General features: G+C 50.6%; 15 protein-coding genes and 1 pseudogene. 9 read left to right on the top strand and 7 right to left on the bottom strand.

Translation table 11 applies throughout. The annotated features are described in order from the left end of the window. Window positions 1-77 precede the first annotated feature (77 nt). Entirely contained in the window at window positions 78-2,171 is a 2,094-nt protein-coding gene (locus VF724_RS02555) for an RNA degradosome polyphosphate kinase (protein ID WP_371752639.1), read from the top strand. Between the two features lie 182 nt (window positions 2,172-2,353). On the opposite strand, the gene VF724_RS02550 is transcribed toward VF724_RS02555, so the two are convergent. Beyond that, window positions 2,354-3,871: a Ppx/GppA phosphatase family protein gene (locus VF724_RS02550; protein WP_371752638.1), complete on the bottom strand. Its 1,518-nt coding sequence runs from the start codon at window positions 3,869-3,871 to the stop codon at window positions 2,354-2,356. A 305-nt stretch (window positions 3,872-4,176) separates the two neighbouring features. Between VF724_RS02550 and citZ the strand changes: the two genes are divergently transcribed. The 4 genes from citZ (at window position 4,177) to VF724_RS02530 (ending at window position 8,339) form a co-directional block, all read left to right on the top strand. Beyond that, complete coding sequence (gene citZ, locus VF724_RS02545; RefSeq protein WP_371752637.1) at window positions 4,177-5,289, top strand: citrate synthase; 1,113 nt, start codon at window positions 4,177-4,179, stop codon at window positions 5,287-5,289. Between the two features lie 118 nt (window positions 5,290-5,407). Then, window positions 5,408-6,706, top strand: a complete 1,299-nt coding sequence (icd, locus tag VF724_RS02540; RefSeq protein WP_371752636.1) for an NADP-dependent isocitrate dehydrogenase — start codon at window positions 5,408-5,410, stop codon at window positions 6,704-6,706. 44 nt (window positions 6,707-6,750) lie between these two features. Beyond that, on the top strand, window positions 6,751-7,692 hold the full coding sequence (gene mdh / locus VF724_RS02535; RefSeq protein WP_371752635.1) for a malate dehydrogenase: 942 nt from the start codon (window positions 6,751-6,753) through the stop codon (window positions 7,690-7,692). A 221-nt stretch (window positions 7,693-7,913) separates the two neighbouring features. After that, on the top strand, window positions 7,914-8,339 hold the full coding sequence (locus VF724_RS02530) for a hypothetical protein (protein ID WP_371752634.1): 426 nt from the start codon (window positions 7,914-7,916) through the stop codon (window positions 8,337-8,339). A 390-nt stretch (window positions 8,340-8,729) separates the two neighbouring features. On the opposite strand, the gene VF724_RS02525 is transcribed toward VF724_RS02530, so the two are convergent. Further along, window positions 8,730-8,966, bottom strand: coding sequence for an RHS repeat domain-containing protein (locus tag VF724_RS02525; RefSeq protein WP_371752633.1), 237 nt, complete (start codon window positions 8,964-8,966; stop codon window positions 8,730-8,732). 289 nt (window positions 8,967-9,255) lie between these two features. On the opposite strand from VF724_RS02525, the pseudogene VF724_RS02515 reads away from it, so the two are divergent. Beyond that, window positions 9,256-9,534: pseudogene (locus VF724_RS02515) on the top strand (recombinase family protein); the annotation flags it as partial. A 134-nt stretch (window positions 9,535-9,668) separates the two neighbouring features. Here the strand turns inward: VF724_RS02515 and yfbR are convergent. Beyond that, a complete protein-coding gene (gene yfbR, locus VF724_RS02510) occupies window positions 9,669-10,259 on the bottom strand; it encodes a 5'-deoxynucleotidase (protein ID WP_371752632.1) in 591 nt (196 codons plus the stop codon). A gap of 160 nt (window positions 10,260-10,419) precedes the next feature. Here yfbR and VF724_RS02505 point away from each other — a divergent pair, with 160 nt between their 5' ends. From VF724_RS02505 to VF724_RS02495, 3 genes are all read left to right on the top strand, one after another. Continuing rightward, window positions 10,420-11,961: a fumarate hydratase gene (locus VF724_RS02505; RefSeq protein WP_371752631.1), complete on the top strand. Its 1,542-nt coding sequence runs from the start codon at window positions 10,420-10,422 to the stop codon at window positions 11,959-11,961. A gap of 106 nt (window positions 11,962-12,067) precedes the next feature. Then, a complete protein-coding gene (gene pnpS, locus VF724_RS02500; protein ID WP_371752630.1) occupies window positions 12,068-13,855 on the top strand; it encodes a two-component system histidine kinase PnpS in 1,788 nt (595 codons plus the stop codon). Window positions 13,856-13,944: 89 nt separating this feature from the next. Further along, complete coding sequence (locus tag VF724_RS02495; RefSeq protein ID WP_371752629.1) at window positions 13,945-14,658, top strand: response regulator transcription factor; 714 nt, start codon at window positions 13,945-13,947, stop codon at window positions 14,656-14,658. Between the two features lie 100 nt (window positions 14,659-14,758). Here the strand turns inward: VF724_RS02495 and cydS are convergent, their stop codons facing one another. The 4 genes from cydS to VF724_RS02475 form a co-directional block, all read right to left on the bottom strand. Further along, window positions 14,759-14,860 carry a cytochrome bd oxidase small subunit CydS family protein gene (gene cydS, locus VF724_RS02490; protein WP_371752628.1) on the bottom strand — a complete coding sequence of 34 codons (102 nt, stop codon included), beginning with the start codon at window positions 14,858-14,860 and terminating at the stop codon, window positions 14,759-14,761. Window positions 14,861-14,995: 135 nt separating this feature from the next. Next, window positions 14,996-16,027, bottom strand: coding sequence for a cytochrome d ubiquinol oxidase subunit II (locus VF724_RS02485; RefSeq protein WP_371752627.1), 1,032 nt, complete (start codon window positions 16,025-16,027; stop codon window positions 14,996-14,998). Next, a complete protein-coding gene (locus tag VF724_RS02480; protein WP_371752626.1) occupies window positions 16,024-17,370 on the bottom strand; it encodes a cytochrome ubiquinol oxidase subunit I in 1,347 nt (448 codons plus the stop codon). Before VF724_RS02480 ends, VF724_RS02485 begins: the two co-directional genes overlap by 4 nt. 30 nt (window positions 17,371-17,400) lie before the next feature. After that, complete coding sequence (locus VF724_RS02475; RefSeq protein ID WP_371752625.1) at window positions 17,401-17,523, bottom strand: hypothetical protein; 123 nt, start codon at window positions 17,521-17,523, stop codon at window positions 17,401-17,403. Between the last annotated feature and the right edge of the window lie 288 nt (window positions 17,524-17,811).

Below are 17,811 nucleotides of genomic sequence, written 5' to 3'. Positions count from 1 at the left end.
ATTAACAATGTCAAAGATTGTCGTTAATATTGGCGCTGCATAATGACTTTGAGTTGTTATGATTTGGAGGGTTCCCGGTGGAAAAACAAGCGTCCCGGCATCATGTGCCCAAGTCCATTTACATTAATCGCGATTTGAGCTGGATCGAATTTAATTACCGCGTCATGGAAGAAGCGCGGGATCTGAAAACGCCGCTTCTGGAGCGGGTCAAATTTCTTTCCATTGTGTCGAGTAATCTGGATGAATTCATGAGCGTGAGAGTGGCAGGCGTCAAGGATCAAATCAAAGCCGGGTTCAATAAAGTCGATTTTTCCGGATACACGCCTGAAAAACTTTTTTCCAGAATCGTCAAGAAAACGAAGCATATGGTAGCCAAGCAATATGCGATCCACAAAGAGGTGATCCGTGAATTGGCGAGGGAAGGAATCCACTTTGTCGATTACGATGAACTCAATTCCACGCAGCAGCGGCAAATGGAAAATTATTATAACGAAATTATTTTTCCCGTTTTGACACCGATGGCGGTGGACCAGAGCCGGCCGTTTCCGCTCGTGCATACGCTGGGCGTGTATTTGGCGATTCTGCTGAAGAAGGATGCCGACAGGAAGGAGGATGAGCCCTATTTTGCGATCGTCCAGGTGCCCTCCATTCTGCCCCGCTTTGTCCAGATCCCGACGCGTTCCAACAGCAAGAAGAAAGAATTTCTGCTGTTGGAGCAAATCATCGAACGGCAAATCGGTTCCCTGTTCAGCGGCTACACCCCGACCGCGGTGCATGCCTTCCGGCTGACCCGCAATGCCGATTTGACACTGAATGAGGAAGGCGCGGAGGACCTTCTCGAGGAAATTGAGAAGGAACTGCGCAACCGAAAATGGGGAATGCCCGTCCGATTGGAAGTCGAGAAAGGGATACATCCGTATTCGCTGGAATTGTTGAAGGAAGAGTTCGAAATTACGGATAATGTGGTGGAAATCAGCGGTCCGCTGGACCTCAGCTTTTTGATGAAGTTTTCGGCGGCGTTGCCGGATTTCGATGCCCTGCGTTATCCGAAGCACCTCCCGGTGTATCCGAGGGAATTCGATGATGCGGACGATTTGTTCGAGGTCTTGAGACAGCGGGATGTTCTGGTCCATCATCCTTACGAGTCGTTTGAGGCGGTAACCGATTTTTTGGAGCAGGCCGCTCATGATCCCGACGTCATGGCGATCAAAATGACGCTTTATCGGGTAAGCGGAAACTCCCGGCTCATCCAGTCGCTGGCGGAGGCCGCGGAGGAAGGCAAGCAGGTGACAGTGGTTGTGGAGCTGAAGGCGCGTTTTGACGAGGAGAGGAACATTGCGTGGGCCAAAAAGCTGGAGAAAGCCGGATGCCACGTTGTGTACGGCTTGGTCGGCCTCAAAACCCATGCCAAAATCATGCTGGTGGTCCGCCAGGAGAACAATTCGCTGCGTCGCTATGTGCACGTCGGCACAGGCAATTACAACGATAACACAGCCAAGCTGTATACCGATTTAGGCTTGTTCACTTCCAATCCCGATATCGGCGAAGACGCGTCCGCCCTGTTCAATGAAATCACCGGGTATTCGTCCCCTTATGATTGGAAAGCGTTCGCCGTCGCGCCCCTGAGTCTGAAGGACAGGCTGTTCGAACGTATTCGCAGGGAGAAGTCAGCCGCTGCCGAAGGCAAGCCGGCCAGGATCATTGCCAAGATGAACTCGCTGTCCAATCAGTGGATGGTCGATGAATTATATGCCGCTTCACAGGCCGGGGTAAAAATTGATCTGATCATCAGAGGCGTCTGCTGTCTGAAGCCGGGTGTCCCGGGATTAAGCGACAACATCAGGGTGATCAGCATTGTGGACCGTTTTCTGGAGCATTCGCGGATTTTTTACTTTGAGAACGAGGGCAAGCCCGAGGTCTGGTTGTCCAGCGCGGATTGGATGACCCGCAATCTGACGCGCAGAATCGAGCTGATGTGTCCGGTGTACGATCCAAGGCTTCGCGGAATGCTGATCAATATTCTCCAAATCAGCCTGCAGGATAACGTGAAAGCGAGACAACTGCAGTCAAGCGGCCTTTATTCTTCTGTCAAAAATGATCTTCCCGAGTACAGAAGCCAGTTTAAATTCATGGAAATTGCCGGCTGGAAAAAAGCTCCGGAGTTTTTTTAGAGCGTGTTCAAAAAGGCTAGCGAAGAAAAAGGGGTGTGTTGGAGGAGCGAAGCGTTCGCCTTTGAAATCGTAAAATAACCGACTAAATTTAATTCTATTTTACGATTTCAAGAGCGACCGGAGGCATACCCCTTTTTCGCAGCGACCGACCTTTTTGAACACGCTCTTTAAATAAGAAATTTTCATGACAGCGTGATTTTTGGGACGACTCCCCATTCCTTTTTGAAAAGTGACGATAGGGACGCGATTTCTCTCATTTCAACAGCGGGGCTATGCCGTGCTTGAATGCGCAGCTCCAGCACTTCATTTTTTTTCGCGGCTTCCAAATGAACGACCGGCTGCGTCTCGCTGCGATCGAGTGCCCGCGCCAGCTGAAGCAAGGTGCCCAGTAAGACAATGTAATTGAAATCGGGTTCCGTCAGGATGTCCTTGAATAGGCTGTATAGACGGCGGACTCCGCTCTTGCTTTTGAAGGAAGCGATCATCGCGCAGATCAGGATTTCCCGGTGGTTGAGCCCGTCCAGCCGGGAGTGGGCCATTAAATAAAAGGTGTGCTTGTGGTAATCGTAATAATTGATCGTAATTCCGATACGGTATAAAAGTGAAGCGGCGTACAAATATTTGCGGAAACGGTCATTAAGGCAGTGAACATCCTGAAGATGATCAAACAGCGTCAGGGCAATCCGGTTGACCTGTTCGACATGGGCAGCCGGAACGGACGGATGCAGCGCCAGCAAATTGCGCAGGCTGTGCTCCAGAACATCCTCCACCTTCGGCCGGTCGGGATAAAGCGTTTCATACATGATGCCGTCGCGAAGACCGGCGCCGCTGACGATAAAAGCGGGAGCTTCGCAAATCTTGAGCACGGCGTTCAAGATAATGATGCCCGGGCCGATAATGTCTACCCGTTCTTTTTTCAGCCCCTCCACTCTTTTTCTTTGGTCAAGCGGCATGGGTGGAAGCAAATTTTGCAGATACGCGATATCTTTGGGCGCCATATTGTAATTGTGCATATGATCGTAGGAATATTTTTTCATCTTTTGGTCCATTTTGCAGATGCTTCGCACAGTGCCGCCGACACCGACCAATGGCAGACCGGAATGCTCGACAATCCAGGGATGGTCTTTTAAAGCGAGCTCGATCGTTTCCTGCAGCTGTTTTTGCTGCTCCGGATGGACAAGGCCGTCTTGGCTGAACCGCTTGGTTGTATTAACCGCGCCGAAAGGGATCGATACGGATCGGACGATGCCGCGTTTTTTGAACAAGGTGAGCTCCGTACTCCCGCCTCCGATATCAACAAGAAATCCGTCTTTGATGTCAATCGTGTTGATCATCCCCAAAAATCCAAGCCTGGCTTCCTCTTCTCCCGACAACAGTTCAATTGATAAACCTGTTTTTTCTTCGATCATCCGGAGAATTTCCGACGAATTCGCAGCAGAGCGTATTGCGGCTGTGGCAACCGCCCTGATTTTGGCCGTCCGGTTGGCTTGGCAGAGCATTTTGAAGTGTTTCAATGTATCGATAACCGACAGAACGGCCTGTTTATCGAGATTTCCGGCATCGTCGATTTGCATGCTTAAGCGGGCAGTTTCCTTGCTTTCATCGATAACGCGATGCGCGCCAAATTCCGTTTGTTCGAATATGGCCAAGCGGATGGAGTTAGAGCCGATATCCATAATTCCGATTCTCTGATTTTTCATAAGGTCAAGCCTCCTGCAAAATTTCCTATCCATTGTATCATTTGACGTTCGGATATTGAAGCCGGTAATAAGTTTTGACGTGAGCGCGTGCTGTTTAAATGGATATAAATTACGCATAATAAGCGTGCTGCTCAAAAAAGGCAAATCTTCCGTGATTTCGCGGAAAAAAATCTTTATGGTGTTGATAATGAAGTTTTATTTGCTTTTGTCCTATATTTGGTTCACTTATCGAATCGAATCCTTTATTATTATAGTGAAGTAAATGAAGAAATACGGACTTCAAATCGTTAAAGGAGAGAAGTTGCATGAGTGTTATCAATGGTTTGGAAGGTATTGTCGCAACAACATCTTCCATCAGTTCCATCATAGATGGGGTTCTGACATACCGTGGGATCGACATCGATGAATTGGCGGAGAAAGCCACTTATGAAGAAGTCGTTTATTTGCTTTGGTACGGCAAACTGCCCAACGAGACGGAGCTTGCCGAGTTGAATCGCAATTTGGGCGAGAGTGCCGCGATTCCGGAGCAAGTATTGGCGCAAATGAAGCTGTATCCGAATTCTTCAAATCCGATGGCTGCGCTGCGCACGCTGGTTTCCAGCCTTGCATTGTATGACGCGGAGGCCGACGATATGAGCGAGGCTGCCAACCTCCGCAAGGCCATCCGTCTGCAGGCTCAAATCCCGACCCTGATTGCGGCATTTTCGCGCATTCGTGAAGGCAAGGAACCGATTGCCCCGAAAAACAACGTTTCCATTGCAGCGAACTTTCTGTATATGCTGACCGGACAAGAACCCTCGGACATCGCCATCGAGGCTCTGAACAAGGCGCTTGTGCTGCATGCGGATCATGAACTGAACGCATCCACCTTCGCCGGAAGGGTAACCGTCGCTACGCTTTCGGATATCTACTCGGGCGTAACTTCGGCAATCGGCGCGCTGAAGGGACCTTTGCATGGCGGCGCGAATGAAGCGGTCATGGCTATGCTCGAGGAAATCGGCTCGCCGGACAACGTGGAGTCCTATATCAACAGCAAACTGGACAATCAGGAAAAAATCATGGGCTTTGGCCACCGCGTATACAAGAACGGCGATCCCAGAGCGAAGCACCTGCAAAAAATGTCCAATGAACTCGGCAAGCTTACCGGAAATTTGAAGTGGTATGAAATGTCGGTTAAAATTGAAGGGATCGTAACCGGGAAAAAGGGCTTGAAGCCCAATGTCGATTTTTATTCAGCATCGGTATACACCAGTCTGGGAATTCCGCGCGACCTGTTTACTCCCATCTTCGCGATCAGCCGCACATCCGGCTGGACCGCCCATATTCTTGAACAGTATCAAAACAACCGGTTAATCCGCCCGCGGGCCGAATATGTCGGTCCTGTCAACCAGCATTACATTCCGATCGAGCAAAGGTAAGTTAATTATTTAACATACGCGCTTTCACCGAGGAAACGGGTGATCGGGCTGCTGCCCGTGAATCCCGTTACTCTTGTGTGTACAAGACATATTCATTAATACTAGGAGGACAAGAGAAATGGTACAATTTAAGGATTTGGCACTGCCTTCAGAGGGTGAAAAAATCACGATTGACAACGGAAAGCTTCAGGTTCCCAATAATCCGATCATTCCTTTCATAGAAGGGGACGGAACGGGCCGCGATATTTGGAGAGCGTCCAAAAGAGTATTGGATGCGGCTGTGGAGAAAGCTTACCGCGGAGAAAAGAAAATCGCCTGGTTCGAAGTTTATGCCGGGGAAAAAGCTTTCAACAAATACAACGAATGGCTTCCGGAAGATACGCTGACAGCCATCAAAGAATACATTGTTGCGCTCAAGGGACCGTTGACCACTCCCGTTGGCGGGGGAATCCGCTCGTTGAACGTGGCGCTTCGCCAGGAGCTGGATTTGTACGTTTGCCTCCGCCCCGTTCGCTACTTCAACGGCGTACCTTCTCCGGTTAAACATCCCGAGCTGGTAAATATGGAGATTTTCCGCGAGAATACAGAGGATATCTATGTGGGAATCGAATATAAGGCTGGCACCCCCGAAGTGAAGAAATTGCTGGACTTTCTGCAGAACGAAATGGGCGTGAACAAGATCCGCTTCCCGGAAACCTCCGGTCTCGGCGTCAAGCCGGTATCCGAAGAAGGCACCAAGCGGCTTGTCCGTTCGGCGATCGAGTACGCCATTACCCATGGCCGCAAGAGCGTGACGCTTGTGCACAAGGGCAATATCATGAAATTCACCGAAGGAGCCTTCAAGCTTTGGGGTTATGAAGTGGCTGAGCAGGAGTATGCCGACAAAACATTTACTTGGCTCGAATACGACAGAATCAAGGAAAGGGAAGGCGCAGAAGCTGCCAACAAAGCGCAAAATGAAGCGGTGGAAGCCGGCAAGATCATCATCAAGGACGTGATTGCCGATATCGCTCTGCAGCAGGTATTGACCCGTGCGAAGGAATTCGAAGTCATCGCGACGCTGAATTTGAACGGCGACTACCTGTCTGACGCGCTGGCCGCCCAAGTCGGAGGCATCGGAATCGCTCCCGGAGCGAACATCAACTACATTACGGGACATGCCATTTTTGAAGCGACGCACGGCACGGCGCCGAAATATGCCGACCTTGATGTGGTGAACCCGGGCTCCGTCATTTTGTCGGGTGTGATGATGCTGGAGCATCTGGGCTGGAACGAAGCCGCTCAATTGATATACAAAAGCATGGAAACCACGATCAACAACAAGACCGTCACCTACGATTTCGCACGTCTGATGGACGATGCCACGGAAGTCAAATGCTCGGAATTCGGTGACCTGCTTATCAAAAATATGGATTAAGGGCAAGGGCTCGCGATGCCTAATTCTGAAGGAGGGATTCTGAAATGGCTATTCAAAGAAGGAAAATTTCAGTAATCGGCGCCGGCTTCACCGGTGCGACAACAGCTTTGATGCTGGCGCAAAAAGAGCTTGGAGACGTTGTGCTGCTGGATATTCCGCAGCTGGAAAACCCGACGAAGGGAAAGGCCCTGGATATGCTGGAGTCAAGTCCGGTCCAAGGCTTTGACAGCAACATCGTGGGAACTTCGAATTATGAAGATACCGCAGGCTCGGATATCGTCATCATCACGGCAGGCATCGCCCGCAAGCCCGGAATGAGCCGGGACGATCTCGTCAATACGAATGCAGGCATCATGAAAGCGGTATGCGAGAACATCAAGAAATTCTGTCCCGACTCCTACGTAATCATCCTGAGCAACCCGGTTGATGCCATGACCTATGTCGCCTACCAAACGCTTGGCTTCCCGAAAAACCGCGTCATCGGCCAATCCGGCGTGCTGGATACGGCGCGTTACTGCACCTTCATCGCGCAGGAACTGAATGTGTCCGTTGAAGACGTTCGCGGCTTCGTGCTTGGCGGACACGGCGACGATATGGTGCCGCTTGTCCGCTACTCCAACGTCGGCGGCATTCCGATCGACAAGCTGATCCCGCAGGACCGCATCGAGGCGATCGTCAAGCGCACGCGCACCGGCGGCGGCGAAATCGTCAATCTGTTGGGCAACGGCAGCGCCTATTATGCTCCGGCGGCATCGCTTGTGCAGATGGCTGAAGCCATCCTCAAGGACAAGAAGCGGATTATTCCGGCAATTGCTTTGCTGGAAGGGGAATACGGCTACGACAACCTGTTCATGGGCGTCCCCACGCTGCTTGGCGGCGACGGCATCGAGAAGGTGTTCGAGCTTGAGCTGACGGCAGAAGAGAAAGCGGCGCTCGACAAATCCGCCGATTCCGTCCGCAATGTGATTAAAGTAGTGAACGGTTGATTCTGAACCGGTCTTGAAATTGTCATATTTTTAGAAAGAGGCTGTCCCAAGCAGATGAAACTAAGGGACAGTCTTTTTCGTATGGAAAAGAGAGCCTGACGGACCTTTCGAAGCCTCGCCGGCTTTCTTTGCCGGATACGTCCTGTCAGGTTTGTAACGCAACATCCGATCAAGTATACTAAGTAATGGATTCCTAGATTAGAAGAAGCGGGAGGATGATCATGGTTCAATTCTTGCTGTTATTGCATGTGCTGGGGGCTATCGGGATGGGCATTTACCTGGTGCTGCCATTCTTGTTTGCCCGGTCGGCGGGCATGGAAGCCCAGGCTCGACAAGGCTTGGTCGAAGGGGTGTATGCGGCTCACCGGATCGGACAGTTTCTGCTGATTGCGCAATTTTTGACCGGAGGATATTTGATTTCTCAAGCGAAATACTCGGTCATGTGGATGGCTCTGGCCATCGTCCTATTCCTTGCTGTATCAGCCGTTACCGGAATTGCCGGAAGCCGGATGAAGCGGTTTATTCAAAGCATGAAGGCGGGGAAAGATGGAGCGGCCCAGTTTGCGTCGGCCAAAACGCTCAGCAGCATTGCGGCAATCATTCTGCTTGTAACGATTATTGTGATGGTTTATCCGACATATCGATAATTTGCGAAGGGGCTGTCTCAAAGTCGACAGCCTCATTTTTTATTTCAATCGAATTTAGTCTAATCGGGGAAATATCTCCTTCCGGTTCCTGTTGAAATCGTGAAGAGTTAACCCATATATTTAAGTTTTCAATGACCATAAAATTTAAAAAATGATTGAAAAGGCTAGTACTTAACCACTTTTCCAATTTATTGATCATCTCGTTAAGTGTTAAAATAGGATTCTAATTCTTTTCTTTTTATTTTTTATCGAGAAATGTTTGGTGAATTTTTGAATTCGTGGAAAATATATATGGATAAAAATGACTGAGGGCAAATTTTTGTTTACTATCCCCCTTTACTTTATATCGGCAGCAGAAAAACTATTGTATTAAGAGAAGGTATAAGTATTTTATCCCATGTCCGAGCCTTGACGGACATTGCCGAGCGCATCGGTCATGCTCACCAGCTTGTTGTTCGCGTTAAAGCTGTAACTCGTGGAATGGAGCTTGGCATCCGTCTCTTTGATCTTGTTGTTGTTCCCATCGTACTCGAACGTCGTCCGGTTCCCCAAATGATCGGTTACGGCCAGCAGATTGTTTTCCGCGTCATGTGTCGTACGTAACCGTTGTCGTCTGTTGGTTGGCATCGGTCAAGCTGATGACTTGGCCCTTGGGATCGGTGATGCTGGTACGGTTCATGTCCTGATCGTAAGTGTAGCCCGGAAGGTCGTCCGATAACCGAGTCCATTAATTTGGGTTACCACCATGAGCAAGGAGGAGACGAGCAGCTACATTCGGCACCACATGACCGTAAGCCGGACGGAGAAGCCGGTGTTTGCCGAAAGTGCGCTTAGCCGGATCTTTGCCGCGAGCCAAGGGCTTCCGCGTGTGGTAAACCAATTAGCAATGCAAACCGTAAAGTGTAAGGCCCGTTAACTACAAAGTAGGCGGGAAGGCTTGCAGGAAATGCTGTCTGACCTGAAATGGCGGGACGTGAAGGATATCAATGTTTTGAAAACCAGCCGCCTATGGCGGGCGGATATAGTCAAGGTATTAATTCAGCGGGAGCTAAAACGGCATCAAGTCGATGTGAAAGCGATTTAGCAGCCGCAATACAGCATTTATACTCATAATCTCAATGATTTTCTCGTAAACGGCATGATCGAGATGTTAGATCAATACCAGCGGCTGGAGATCGCCTTGAAGTTAAGCCGCACGATTTCAAAGGGAAACGCTCCGCTCCTCCAGGAGATATTTCCTCTCATCTTTTGTCGATTTATCATTTTAGTGTTCAAGCCAAAGAAACTGCTTCCGAGACAGCGTCCTTTAAATCTAAAAGGAAAAAAAGATCAGGATTCGTTGGAAAGCTCGTCGAGCGTTTTTTCAAAGCTCGGGGCCAGATGGCTGAGGAAGTAGCCGATTTCGGGCATGTTCATGCTTTGGATGTTCTGTTCGATCTGTTTTTTGGCGACGCTGAATTCCTTGTTTCCCGCGGACAGCTCGGTGACGCATTTCAAATAGGCGTCCAGCAGGTCGGCGGCTTTGATATATTTGCGCAGCTCGCTTTGTTCATGCTTGCCCTCGATCAGCGGTTTGTAGATCGCCTTCAGCTCATCGGGAACCATTCCGATCAGGCGCTCAGCCGCAAGCTTTTCAATCTCCCGGAAATTGTCCAGAATTTGCTTGTTGTGATGCTTGACCGGTGTCGGAATATCTCCGGTGAACACCTCGGCGGCATCATGGAACAGCGCGAGGCTGACGGCTTTTTCGACGGGGATGTCTTTGCCGAACATTTCATTCGCGATGGTGCAGAGCATATGCGTCAGCAGCGCAACATGAAACGAATGCTCGGCCACGTTCTCCTTGACCACGTTGCGCATCAAGCTCCAGCGCTCAATATAGCGAAGGCGGTACAAATAAGCGAAAAAGTGATTTTTCATAGACCAACGGCCTCCGTAGAAAGGGGAAATATGGGAAATGTATGAAAACAGGGCGAACCGGATTTTACGAGTCATGTACTTATGCTATTATATATAAAGTGAATTCGCAATCTTTTTCGCCAAGGCGAGATTGTTATGAAGAGAGGGGTTTATCCGCATCATGGAACGTTTTCAGGACAGTATTTATCAATTGATAGTCGAGACCTCAACCAATCTTCCCGCGGATGTCCGCAGAGCTCTGCAGTGGGCGCAGGAGAAGGAAGACGAGGGAACCCGATCGGCATTGTCTTTGTCAACCATTGCTGAAAATATCAATATGGCTGAATGCAATGTTTCCCCCATCTGCCAGGATACGGGGATGCCTACCTTTATCGTGCATTGTCCGGTCGGAGCCAATCAGATCGAGATGATAAAGCAGATCCGCGAAGCGATCAGCCTGGCTACCAAGAACGGCAAGCTGCGCCCCAATTCGGTCGATTCGCTGACTGGGGAAAACAGCGGAAACAACCTCGGGCCGGGAACGCCCGTGATTCATTTTGAGCAGTGGGAGCGGGACGATATCGACGTCCGCCTGATTCTCAAAGGCGGCGGCTGCGAGAATAAAAACATCCAATACAGTCTTCCGGCGGAACTGGAAGGCGTCGGCAAAGCGGGACGCGATTTGGACGGGATCCGCAAATGCGTGCTGCACGCGGTTTACCAGGCTCAGGGCCAGGGCTGCAGCTCCGGATTTATCGGCGTCGGCATCGGCGGCGACCGCACGACCGGCTATGAACTGGCCAAACAGCAGCTGTTCCGAGCCGTGGATGACATTAACCCGAATCCGGAGCTGCGGAAGCTGGAAGAATACGTGATGGACAATGCCAACAAGCTCGGCATCGGCACGATGGGCATCGGCGGCCAGGTCACGCTGCTCGGCTGCAAGGTCGGCGCGATGAATCGGCTTCCGGCGAGCTTTTTCGTGTCGGTGGCGTATAACTGCTGGGCTTTCCGCCGCCAAGGCGTGCTGCTGGATGCCGGGAACGGGGAAATCAAAGAGTGGCTGTATCCTGACGGCAAACAGGTGAAGATGAACGCCGTGGCCAAATCGGACGGGGAAGCCGGGGACGCCGCGGCGCGCCGGGAGATTGTGCTGAAGGCTCCCTTAACGGAAGAACAAGTGCGCCAGCTGCGCGTCGGCGACGTCGTGATCCTCAACGGATCGATGCATACCGGCCGCGACGCCCTGCACAAATACTTGATGGAGCATGATGCCCCGCTTGATTTGAACGGAGCGGTGATTTATCACTGCGGACCGGTTATGATGAAGGATGCCGAGGGAGAATGGCATGTCAAAGCGGCGGGCCCGACCACGAGCATCCGAGAGGAGCCGTACCAGGGAGCGATCATGAAGAAATTCGGCATCCGGGCCGTGATCGGCAAAGGCGGCATGGGGCCGAAAACGCTCGCTGCCCTGCAGGAGCATGGCGGTGTTTATCTGAACGCGATCGGTGGAGCCGCGCAATATTATGCGGAAGCCATCAAAAAAGTGGAGGGCGTCGATTTTATGGAATTCGGCATTCCCGAAGCGATGTGGCATCTGCAGGTGGAAGGCTTTGCGGCGATAGTGACGATGGATTCCCACGGCAACAGCTTGCACGCCGATGTGGAAAAGGACTCCCTGGGCAAATTGTCCCAATTCGCGGAGCCGGTGTTTAAATAAAAATCAGGCCCTTTACAAAATCCTTACTGGAACTCCGGCGGGCGGACGGATACAATGATGCTGATTCCAAATTCGGATTTTTCCTAAATAAAGACGGGGGCTCAGCATGAAAAGCTTTCGAATGAGATTGACCTTGGCATTTGTCGTATTAATCGGCAGTTCGGTGCTCGTTGCGGGGATTCTCGTCGCCAATATGCTTCGCCAGTCGCATATTGAAGTGCTGGGTGACAGCCTTGTGCGGGAAATCCAAATTATGCAGAAATCGCTGAATTGGAAGCAGGATGGCGATCTGGCCGAACGCCGCAGCTATTTCAACAAATATGCGGTTGAATTGAAGCAGAACAGCGATCTCAGGGTAACATTCCTGGATGTGCACGGGGTCGTGCTGGGCGATTCCGATGAGGACCCGGAACGAATGGACAATCACGCGTCCCGTCCGGAAATCGTGGATGCGGGAAATACAGGGCTCGGTCTTACGGTCCGCCACAGCAGCACATTGGGAACGGATATGCTGTATACGGCAGTACCTGTAGTGCGCGACAATCAACGGATCGGATATGTAAGGCTGTCAATGAGCCTGCATAACATTGATTCATCCACAGCGAAATTATGGTCGTATTTGATTGCCGGTTTGTTGGCTCTGTTCGTTATCGCGGGACTGGTCGGCTACCGGATCGCCCAAGGCTTGACGCGTCCGCTGGAGAAAGCGACCGAGGTTGCCAAACAGATCACGCGGATGAACTATAAATCACGGGTTGAGGTTAAGAGCAGAGATGAATTCGGCCAACTGGGCCAGGCGATCAACAAAATGGCCAGCAGTCTGCAGTTTCAGATGAACCGGATCAAAGAAGAAGAGCGGCGGTTGAAGAACGTTCTCGACAATATGATCAGCGGTGTCCTGACTGTCGACCGGATGGGCAGAATCGCACTTGTAAACAGATCCGCAGAGCTATTGCTGGGGTTCACTTCCAAAGAATTGCTCGGCAAAAAATACGATAAAGCGAATCAGCAAACGGAACTGACCGAAATGATCCGCGTTTGTCAGGAAAAAAGAGAACCGGTTCGCGAGGAAATCGTCTTTTATTTTCCCGAGGAAAGAACTGTGGATGTCAACGCCGTCCCGATCGATGCCGACGAGGAATGGGGAGTCGTGATTGTGCTTCACGATATTACGGCCATTCGGCGTCTGGAGAAGATGAGAAGCGAATTTGTCGCCAATGTGTCGCATGAATTGAAGACGCCGATTACCGCAATCAAAGGGTTTGCCGAAACGCTTCTCGGCGGGGCGGTTCAGGATCGCGAAACGGCCGAGGCGTTCCTGCAGATCATTCACGATGAAAGCGACCGTTTGAACCGCCTGATTGAGGATATTCTGCAGCTGTCCAAAATCGAATCAAAGAAGGCGCCGATGTATTTTGCTCCGGTTCATATGGCGAGCTTTGCCGCTCAAACGATGGAAATGATGGAATCCACGGCAGCCAAACGGAATATCCGTCTGGAAAAACAATTGGACGATGAAATTTATTTGGAGGCGGATGAGGACCGTCTTCGTCAGATCCTGATCAACCTGTTGTCCAACGGGATTAATTACACCCCGGAAGGCGGCATCGTCAAATTGATTGTGGAACCGGTCCTTGACAAGGATAATGGCGAATATGACCATGTGCGGATTATCGTCAAGGATACGGGCATCGGCATCCCCAAGTCGGATGTGCCCCGTATTTTTGAAAGGTTTTACCGGGTGGACAAGGCCCGTTCCCGGGGTTCGGGGGGGACCGGTCTGGGATTATCGATCGTCAAGCATTTGGTCGAGCTGCATCGCGGAACGATTCGTGTGGAAAGCATGGTGGGCGCAGGAAGCAGTTTTATTATAGAACTGCCTGTCCTCCAATAAATTTTTGTGATTAACAGGATGTACACATTTCTTTTCTGATTTTTCGTGATATTATAGTTAAATGGCATATTCCATTGGGGGGGTTACCCTTGCGGAAAAAAATTCTGGTCATTGAAGACGAACCTACGCTGTCCCGGCTTCTTTCCTATAATTTGTCGCAGGAAGGCTATGACACCAAGATTGTCGAGAACGGCGGAGAAGGATTTCAGGAAGCGTTGGACAACCCTTACGACCTGATCATTCTGGACATCATGCTGCCCGGAATGAACGGGTTCGAGGTGCTTTCGAAGCTGCGGCAGAAGGGAAACCTTACCCCCGTTATTATTCTGACGGCGAGAACGGCGGAAGAAGAAATTGTGCAGGGGCTCAAATACGGGGCGGACGATTATATCACCAAGCCTTTCGGTGTGGCCGAGCTGCATGCCCGGGTTTCCGCAGTGCTTCGACGTGCGCACCCGGAAGATCAGAGCTTGAATGAAGGGGACTCTTCCGACAAGGTCATTTCAATAGGGGAATTAAAGATTTATCCCGAAAAATACGAGGTCGTGCTGAACGGGGAATCGATCCCGTTAAGGCCGAAAGAATTCGAAGTGCTGCTGTTTTTGGTTCAGCGGCCGGGAATGGTGATCACCCGGGACGATCTGATGAATATCGTCTGGGGCTTTGATTACGTAGGCGGACAGCGGACGGTGGACGTGCATGTCAGTTCGCTGCGCAAAAAGCTGGAAATGAACCAGAAATCGGTGCAAATCGATTCGATCCGTGGGGTCGGATACAAGCTTGTCGTCAGCAAAAAGAAATAGCCGGACGGCCGCGTTGAAGTTGAATCCAACTGCAATCACGCCGTCAGGTGTTTTGTATGAATTAGGTCAGCCGGAATGATCTGGCTGACCTATTTTTAATCTATTCTTCAACGGTTTTTCCTTTGGCCGCCCATCCGAACAAAGCGGAAAGCGACAGCAGGAGAACGATCGGCGAAGCCAGAAGAATCAAAAAGGTATTCATATGAATCTTCCTCTCTTTTGGATTTAGGTAAGGCATCGCGAGCCCTTGGGCATCGCGATGAAACAACTCCCACTAAATTGGAGGCAAAGATCAATTAAACCGCTTGATACTTCGCCTCCAAAAGTGGAACTAATTTCATCGCGAGCCTGATTTGGCGATTTTTCCTTCCACATATTTGGCGTCAAACAGGAACAGCCGCATGAGCAGGTACAGTGACGGCACCAGCAGGAACAGTCCGGCGATAAAAGCGATAATCAGCGAGAGCGCCATGGTCGGATTGGTGAAATGGTCGTACAGCTTCAAATACGGATACAGGATATACGGCAGATGAGCGGCGCCGTATCCGAAGAAGGCGAAAAAGAACTGCAGCATCACGGAAACAAAGGCCAGACCGTAATTTCTTCTTTTCCAAATCAAAGCCAAACCGGCGGCGAAGAACAGAAACGAAAGGGCGAACATCCAGCCAAGCGACACCATGTTGCGAAAATGCTCCGGATTATGATATTGAATGGCGAAGAACACCAGCAAACTGCTGAGAATGGTCGGCAAGCTCCAGGCGAGCGCGTATTTCCGCAGGATTTCAAGAGCGCCGCGGTCTTTGGCTTTATCCGCGTAGTAGGCCAGAAATACCGCTGAGATATAAAGCACGCTGACAACGGCCAGCAGCACGACCGACCAGGAATACGGGCTGTAGAAAAGCTGCTTGTAGAGGAAATTCACTTTTCCGTCCGCCGCCTCGATAAATCCGCCTTCGGAGATGGTCAATACGGTGGTCAGCGAAGCCGGTATGAGCAGCCCGGTCAAACCGTAAAGAAACATATAGAACCGGTTGTCCTTGCCCCCGTATGTGCTGAATGCGTAATAGGAGCCTCGCAGCGCCAGCAGAATGATGGCAATGCTGCCGGGAATCAAGAGGGCGGTTCCGAAATAATAAGCCGTATCCGGGAAAAAGCCGACAATGCCGACAATGAAGAAGATCAGAAACACGTTCGTTACTTCCCAGACGGGAGACAGATACCGCTCAATGATTTTGTGGACAAGGTGCTTATTGCCGGTCAGCATGCTGTAATAGCTGAAAAACCCTGCGCCGAAATCGATTGCCGCGACGATCATGTATCCGTACAGGAACAGCCACAGCACGGTAACGCCCAGAACCTCGTAGCTCATCCGCTCAAACCTCCCTCTAGACCGGTTTCCCGGATTTCTTTTTCCGCCGGATTGTCGGTGAACATTTTCCTGAGCACGCGAATGACCGTAACGGCCAAAATCAGGTACAGAACGGAAAAGAGAACAAACATCGTGCCCACATGCTCCGAGGTTGTCGCCCCCTGCGAGGTTCGCATGTAGCCGTACAGGATCCAAGGCTGCCTGCCGACCTCCGCGAAAATCCAGCCGTATTCGATCGCGAACATGGCCAGCGGGGCGGCGGCGATGATACCGGCGAGAATGACCTTTTGGTACGGATTCCATTTCTTCACGAAATCGGCAACCATGAACAGGAACGATACGGCAAGCATGTAGATGCCGATTATGACCATCGCGTCAAACAGGTAATGGATGAACAGCGGCGGAATTTGATCCCTCGGAAATTCATTCAAGCCCTTAACTTCCGACTGAATCGTGCCGTGAGCCAAAAAACTCAAGGCATAGGGGATCTTGATGCCGTATTTGATTGCGTCCGTTTCGGTCAGGATTCCGCCGATGACGAGCGGCGCTTCCTTAGCCGTTTCAAAGTGCCATTCCGCCGCGGCCAGCTTGATCGGTTGGTATTCCGCCAGGAACTTCCCGGAAAAATCCCCGATGAGGGCGGTCGCGAAGGAGAAGATGAATGCGGCCACCATAGTCAGCTTTAGAGCCTTTTTATAATAGACATGGTTTCTGCCTCTCAATAAAGCGAATGCCGAGATAGCGCCCAAGATGAATGCGGAAGTGGCGTATGCGGAGGTAAGCACGTGCGAGATTTCCGTCGGCAGCGAGGGATTGAACATGGCGGCGATCGGATCGATCTGGGTGATTTTTCCGCCTTCGAGCGTAAAGCCCTGCGGCGTATTCATAAACGCGTTGACGGCGGTTATGAAAAATGCGGACGCGGACGAGCCGATGACCACCGGGATGACGAACAAAAAGTGAATGTACGGATTTTTGAACCGGTCCCAAGTATAAATGTAGATGCCCAGGAAAATCGCTTCAAAGAAGAACGCGAAAATTTCCATGAACAGGGGGAGAGCGATCGCTTGCCCGGCGATTTGCATGAAGCTCGGCCACAGCAGGCTTAGCTGCAGACCGATCGAAGTGCCCGTTACCACCCCTACGGCAACGGTAATAACAAAACCGCGCGTCCATCTGCGCGCCAACAGGATGTAGTGCGGATCTTTACGTTTGATGCCGATCCATTCGGCCAAGGCGATCATGACGGGAATGCCGACGCCGATGGTTGCGAAAATGATATGAAAAGCAAGCGTCAATGTAGTCAGCAAGCGGCTGTACATGACCGGATCATAATCGAACATAGACTTCCTCTCCTTTGGTCAACAAGTTGCTCAGAAGAACTGCCTGGAAAGAGCGAGAAGCAAAATTACGGAGATGACGATCGATAAAATCCACAAGTTCTTTTCCTGCCGTTGAATCCTGCGGGAGTGCGATTCGTCCGGATGGTCGGTCACAAAGGGTCACCTCTCGGGGCTCGCGATGAAATTAGTTCCACTTTTGGCGGCAAAGTATCAAGCGGTTTAATTGATTTTCGCCTTTTCGAAGCTATTTCATCGTGATGCCTTAGCTATGTTTTTACCTAAACGCTCATTTTTATGATACCCCAAACTTGTGATCTATTTCACATTACTTGTGATCAAGAAATGAATAAACTATTACAGATTTTTGAATCTACTCTATGAAAACCCTTTAAAAAGTTTTACATGGATTTTACATAGAATTGATTTGAAATTAACCTTTCT

Source organism: Ferviditalea candida (assembly GCF_035282765.1).
GTDB classification, from domain to species: Bacteria; Bacillota; Bacilli; order Paenibacillales; family KCTC-25726; genus Ferviditalea; species Ferviditalea candida.
This window is presented reverse-complemented; position numbering and strand designations above follow the sequence as displayed.